We start from the raw sequence: 5,317 nt of genomic DNA on the forward strand, positions 1-5,317 counted from the left end.
GATCGTCGTGAGGGAAGGGGCACCGAAGGATAGACTTGAACCCCGGTCCCTGCAAGGTCGGCAGCAAGTGGAGGATGCGGGCAACCTGGCGGTAAGCAAGCCATCACGGCACCGCACCTTGCAGCTCGTTGTGCCCGACATGCAGCCATTGGAGTCCGTGGCGGCCCGGCCCGAGTAGCTCGACCCTTGCGCAACCCTGAGGCCGCACGTAACGTCTTACCAAGCGACAGTTCTTCGGCTTTCCGCCTCATTCAGTTCAGGAGTGCCCCACATGGCCGCCCCCCCTCTTACCCTAACCACACTCTTGGCCTTGCTCGTCTTGGCCTGCGACATCACCGACGTTGCGGCAATAGTCGTTCCTCAGACCATCGTGGAGACCGATTCCCCCCGCGAGGCGGAACTGGTGCTCGCCGACGAGCCGCTGGTGCGCGTGGGCTCGCTGGATGACCCCGACGAATACCTGTTCAGCAACATAGAAGGCGGCATCCGGCTGGAGGACGGCAGCATCGTCGTGGCGGACGAGCAGAGCTACGAGATCCGGATGTTCGACGCTCGGGGCCACCATGTTTGGACAAGCGGACGGCAGGGTCGGGGGCCGGGCGAATACGGAGGAGTCCGGTTGCTTCGGGGCTGTCCGGGAACAGCGATCACGGTGTTCGACTGGAATCTGGACCGCATCACGAGGCTGGACCGAGACGGCAAGGTGATCGACACTCGGGCGCTTGCCCGGACCGGAGTGCAACCGTATGGCAGCCCCACCTGCTCGCCCGACGGCGATCTGGTCTTCGTTGGGTGGCCGGACAGCGAGCGGGACGTCCGCCAGAGGGCGGCCGTGGGTGAGATCTATCGTTGGGAGATGGCGGTGAGTTGGGAACGGGACGATGGCGTAGTCACCTTGGCCGAGGGAATCCCCGGAACGGAGCGCCGCAGATACGACGGCGGTTCAGGCCCGGCGAATTGGGGCAGGAGCTTGGCCTTCGCGGCCACGCCGACCGGCGTGTGGTACGGCTCGGCCGACGACTACGAACTCGAACACGTTGACTGGACCGGCCGTATAACCCGCGTCGCACGGTGGGCAGGCCCGGCCCTCGAAGTCACCGGCGCGCATCTGGACCGGTACCTAAGTGCCTATCTGGCGCGATACGATACCCCTGCGGGGCGGCGGCACTTCGAGCGGGAGCGCTGGCCCGGCATTCGGGACGGTCTTCCGAATCGCGTCCCCGCCTATGAATCGGATGGGCTCCTGACTCTGCCGGACGGCAGTGTTTGGGTCACTGTCTACGGCTGGTCGACGCCGCAGCGGACACTCCACCTGTTGGGTCCGGATGGGCTCTGGCTTCGTGGGGTCACCATCCCGGCTCACTCGACTCTCCTCGACGCGGGCTTAGACTGGGTGCTCCTGCTTGAGCGCGGCGAATTCGATGAGCAAAGCGTGGCCGTCGGGCCTCTGAGCCATTCACGGAGGCGGCGGCCTATCGCTACGTGACGTAATCGCACCACGCCTGCATGACCTCCGCACGGCACTCCAGCAGGTCGGACCGCTGATACGCCTGAACCACCCTGCTTCGCGGAACGTGGGCGAGGCAGGCTTCCGCGACCTCTGCCGGAACGCCGGTCTCGGCCATCCACGACCGCGCTCGACCGGAACCCGTGAACCGTCGAGGCGACCCCGGCTCTTCGAAACACGCGCCCTGGCTCGTTCCTCGCCAACAGCCCGCCGGTCTTCGAGGGGAACACCAGCGACGACGCGGGAGACAGCGTCCGCGCCCGCTCGAGCACATCGAGCGCGCCCGTGGAGACGGAATGTCGACTCCCAGCGCCATCGGCTCATGAACGACCGGGCGGTATCTGGCGGTGAGCGTCGCCCAGAGCCTTGTCCCAACCGCCGAATCGCGAGCCGCCGCGCCCCGATCCGTTGGGCCAGCCAGGGCTGGCTCATGACCCGCGTTACACATACCCCATTTCATACATCGGGGCTGGCGAGGGACTCCGCCCCCATGATCCCCGAGAGAGGGCGCGCTCCAGATCCCGACCGGGCCGTTGCGCGGATCAGGACCGGCTGTCAGCACTGCTAACTGTTGTCCGAGAATCGCCCTCCGCGATTCCGGCACACAAACGTCGTGCATGCGCCGAATCCTCCGCCTTCCCTACGGACTACTGTCCAACCGGTCCGGTTCAATTCACGACCGATCAAGCGGTTGAAAAATCCGTGGCCAACGAGGATTATGCAGCCATGTTCCATTGCGCGACTTGTGAGCGCCTCCGCAGCGCGACGCGCGCGCCCTGCAGGCATTGCGTAGCTCTCGGCCTGTTGATGGATCCCGAGCATCCAAAGGATGCGCGCAATCATGACCGCGGCCGAAAAGCGCATCGCCAAGCCGCAAAGCGGCAGCCTGGTGGGCAGCCCCGCTTCGCGATAGAGCGTGTCGGTAGCCGCCGCTGCGCGATGCGGGAAGAACAGCCTCGCGGACTCGACGGAACGCCGCAGATTGCTCGTCACCACCTGAACGCTGCTCCCGTCTCCGCCCTCCGGGTCGATGTAGTGTGTCATGATTCTGCTGCCCTTCCGCCCGCCGTCTCGCGTCCGTTTGATGCCTGCCTCATCATAGGCGGCCAACACGGCACCCATGTCCGAGGTACAGACTCGCATCGAGCTATCGAAATCAGGTTTGGCATGCCGCTTCAATACGATCATCTGCATTGGTAGCGGGGATCTCGGCGGTGCCGCATGATGCTGGACGTCCTACATCCTGCCCATTCGCTTTGCAGGACGCAAGATCGTCGCCCAGCCATCGGTGAGGACGCTGGAAAAGCGCGGACCGACCACCGGGGCCGGGGGTCCTTGACCACGACGATGCGCGCTATGGGGTAGATGCGGCGCGCCTCGAGCTCCATCAGGAGTTGGTGAAGGTCGGAGATCGTCGCGCGCGCCGTGGCTCCGCTCTCGTTCGCGAGCGGCAACTGCGAACGGTGACTGACCCTCCCGGCCGCGTCCTTGATCGATCACGAACGAATTGATCTCGCTCCCGGCCGCGAGCTGCATGAGCTCTCTGGAGCGCCGAGCCGAACCGGCCGCCGGCATGTTGAGTTTTCAACGATTTTGCGTTATCATTCGATTTGACCTGCGCCGAGCCGTGAGGACCGGACGAGAACACCACCGAATGGAGCACCAGTATCGTGAGTCAACTTCCGCCGCTGAGCAGACGCGAACGCGAGGTAATGGATGTCCTGTACGAGCTGGGGCGCGCCACAGCGGTCCAGATACGGCAACGCCTGGCCGATCCGCCGACCGATTCGGCCGTCCGATCGATCCTACGCATACTCGTCGGCAAGCGACATCTGGAACGGACGCCGGAGGGTCACCGTTACGTCTACTCTCCGACCATGCCCGTCATGCGGGCACGACGCTCCGCCATGCACCGCGTTCTGCGGACGTTCTTCGGGGGCAGCGTCGAGGGCGCGGTCGCCATGCTCCTTGAGCTTGGCGAAGGCGATCTTTCTCCAGACGAGCGCGAGCGCATCAGGAGGATGATCGATGAAGCCGAGGAGGATGGACGATGATCGGCCTGTCCGTCACTGTCGCCATAGCCATCGGTCTGGTTGCGAAGGTCACGTTGGTCCTCTCCGTCGCCCTTGTCCTCGCATGGTTTGCGAGACGCGGTTGCGCCAGGACCCTGCATTTGCTGTGGACGACGACCTTCGCGGTGCTGCTCATGCTGCCAGTGCTGACTCTGCTGGCCCCGGCGTGGGCGCTTCCCATTCTTCCCGCCCGGAATACCGCAATCGAGCACCTTCTGCCAGACAACACGGCGAGCGAGCCATCGGCGACGGCTGATTCTCCCAGCGCGGGCCGCCAACCAAATCCGGTGGCTTCATTCCCGGCCGGATACCTGCCGTCCCCTCCTCGGGCCGACGGTTCGATCCCGCTGACCGCCGCCCCAGGCGTGTTCCTCATCTGGGCGCTCGGCTGCGGGGCTGGGCTCGTCTCCCTCTGTGTCGCCGCCCTTCGTTTTCGAAAGCTCGTTCGGAGGGCGGTTCCGATTCGTGATCCGGACTAGATACGGTCGACGGATATGCTCCGGCACAAGGTGCGCGTACGCGCCGACGCTCGGATCCTGTCCAGTGCCCAAGTTTCCACGCCCATGACGGGCGGTCCGCTGAGACCCGTGATTCTACTTCCCGCCTCCGCTAGGAGCTGGACATCCGGCCGACGCGAGGTGGTCGTGTCGCATGAACTGGTGCATGTACGTCGGAGGGATGCGCTGTGGCGACTCGTGGCCGGTGCCGTGGTCGCGCTGTACTGGTTCCACCCCCTGAGCTGGCTCGCATCGCGGCTCGCGGCCGCCGCGAGGGAGCGCTCGTGCGACGAGGAAGTCCTCGCCCTTGGCCTACGCCCTTCAGCATACGCCCGCCACCTCTTCTCACTGGCGTCCGAGATTGCCTCCGGTCCGCCCGTCCTCTCGCTGCCCGTGGTACAATACCTTCATTTGGAGAGCAGAATCATGTCCATTCTCACGCTGCATCGCCCGCGTTTTTCGAGAATCCGCACCTATGCCGCGCTGGCGGTAGTCGGTGGGGTGGGGATAATTGCAGCCTGTGCCAGACCCGTCCGCATGGACCCGGTCGCAAGCCCCACGCCTCAGGCTGAGACCGCGCGTCTCCCCGAACGTCCGACCGACAACTCGGCTCCCGCAACGATTCCGGCGCCGGCGCCCGCGCCGCTGTCCGACAGGACGCCGGCAGAGCCCGCCGCGACGGGTCCCATTCCGGCTGCCCCGGCTGTGCCGGAAGCCCTCGGCCCACAGGAGATCGAGTGCTGGCCGGGGAGTTTCACGGGGACAATGAAGAACCGTGAGTTGACGATGGTACAGGTGTCCGTAGACGGGATGTCGCTCTGCATGTACACGAGCGGAGATGTCGCGATGACCGGAGACGGCACGGCGGTCGCGAGCATGGATCCGGGCAGTCGGCTGGTGCTTCAGTCACAGGCCCAAAGCCTTCACCGGATGGCGATCACCTCCGGCCCAAGCGGCTTGGAATACGAGTGGAGCATCGATGGCCGCTCCCAACCCTTCGACGACGTAGCCCGCGACTGGCGCGACCTGATGTTGACCGTGTTGGTGCGCTCCCAAGAGGCCTGGAAGTTGCGCGGTAAGGGAAGGCAGCATGCGCCGGGAGATAGCGTCCCACGAACGGCACGTCGCGAGTCTGCGTCGCGAGATCGCGTCTCACGAACGGCACGTCGCGAGTCTGCAACGCGGGATAGCGTCCCACGAGCGACACGTCGCCGGTCTGCGTCGCGAGATCGCGTCTCACG

General features: G+C 65.3%; 6 protein-coding genes and 1 pseudogene. 4 read left to right on the plus strand and 3 right to left on the minus strand.

The window, feature by feature from the left end:
- The first annotated feature begins 271 nt into the window (after positions 1 to 271).
- Positions 272 to 1,486 carry a hypothetical protein gene (locus J4G12_08520; GenBank protein MCE2455839.1) on the plus strand — a complete coding sequence of 405 codons (1,215 nt, stop codon included), beginning with the start codon at positions 272 to 274 and terminating at the stop codon, positions 1,484 to 1,486.
- Here J4G12_08520 and J4G12_08525 read toward each other — a convergent pair.
- The 3 genes from J4G12_08525 to J4G12_08535 all read right to left on the minus strand — a co-directional run bounded on the left by J4G12_08525 (position 1,479) and on the right by J4G12_08535 (position 2,961).
- Positions 1,479 to 1,625 (minus strand): hypothetical protein, encoded by a 147-nt coding sequence (locus tag J4G12_08525; protein ID MCE2455840.1) that lies wholly within the window; start codon positions 1,623 to 1,625, stop codon positions 1,479 to 1,481. The two genes, J4G12_08520 and J4G12_08525, sit on opposite strands and share 8 nt — an antisense overlap.
- A 446-nt stretch (positions 1,626 to 2,071) precedes the next feature.
- Complete coding sequence (locus J4G12_08530; GenBank protein MCE2455841.1) at positions 2,072 to 2,695, minus strand: hypothetical protein; 624 nt, start codon at positions 2,693 to 2,695, stop codon at positions 2,072 to 2,074.
- Entirely contained in the window at positions 2,692 to 2,961 is a 270-nt protein-coding gene (locus J4G12_08535; GenBank protein ID MCE2455842.1) for a hypothetical protein, read from the minus strand. Before J4G12_08535 ends, J4G12_08530 begins: the two co-directional genes overlap by 4 nt.
- Positions 2,962 to 3,219: 258 nt before the next feature.
- On the opposite strand from J4G12_08535, the gene J4G12_08540 reads away from it, so the two are divergent.
- From J4G12_08540 to J4G12_08550, 3 genes and pseudogenes are all read left to right on the plus strand, one after another.
- Positions 3,220 to 3,561 (plus strand): BlaI/MecI/CopY family transcriptional regulator, encoded by a 342-nt coding sequence (locus J4G12_08540; protein MCE2455843.1) that lies wholly within the window; start codon positions 3,220 to 3,222, stop codon positions 3,559 to 3,561.
- Complete coding sequence (locus tag J4G12_08545) at positions 3,558 to 4,058, plus strand: hypothetical protein (GenBank protein ID MCE2455844.1); 501 nt, start codon at positions 3,558 to 3,560, stop codon at positions 4,056 to 4,058. Before J4G12_08540 ends, J4G12_08545 begins: the two co-directional genes overlap by 4 nt.
- Positions 4,059 to 4,073: 15 nt before the next feature.
- A pseudogene (locus J4G12_08550) lies at positions 4,074 to 4,511 on the plus strand (M56 family metallopeptidase).
- The last annotated feature ends 806 nt before the right edge of the window (positions 4,512 to 5,317 follow it).

It is taken from the genome of Gemmatimonadota bacterium (assembly GCA_021295815.1).
Lineage (GTDB): Bacteria > Gemmatimonadota > Gemmatimonadetes > Longimicrobiales > Gaopeijiaceae > JAGWBQ01.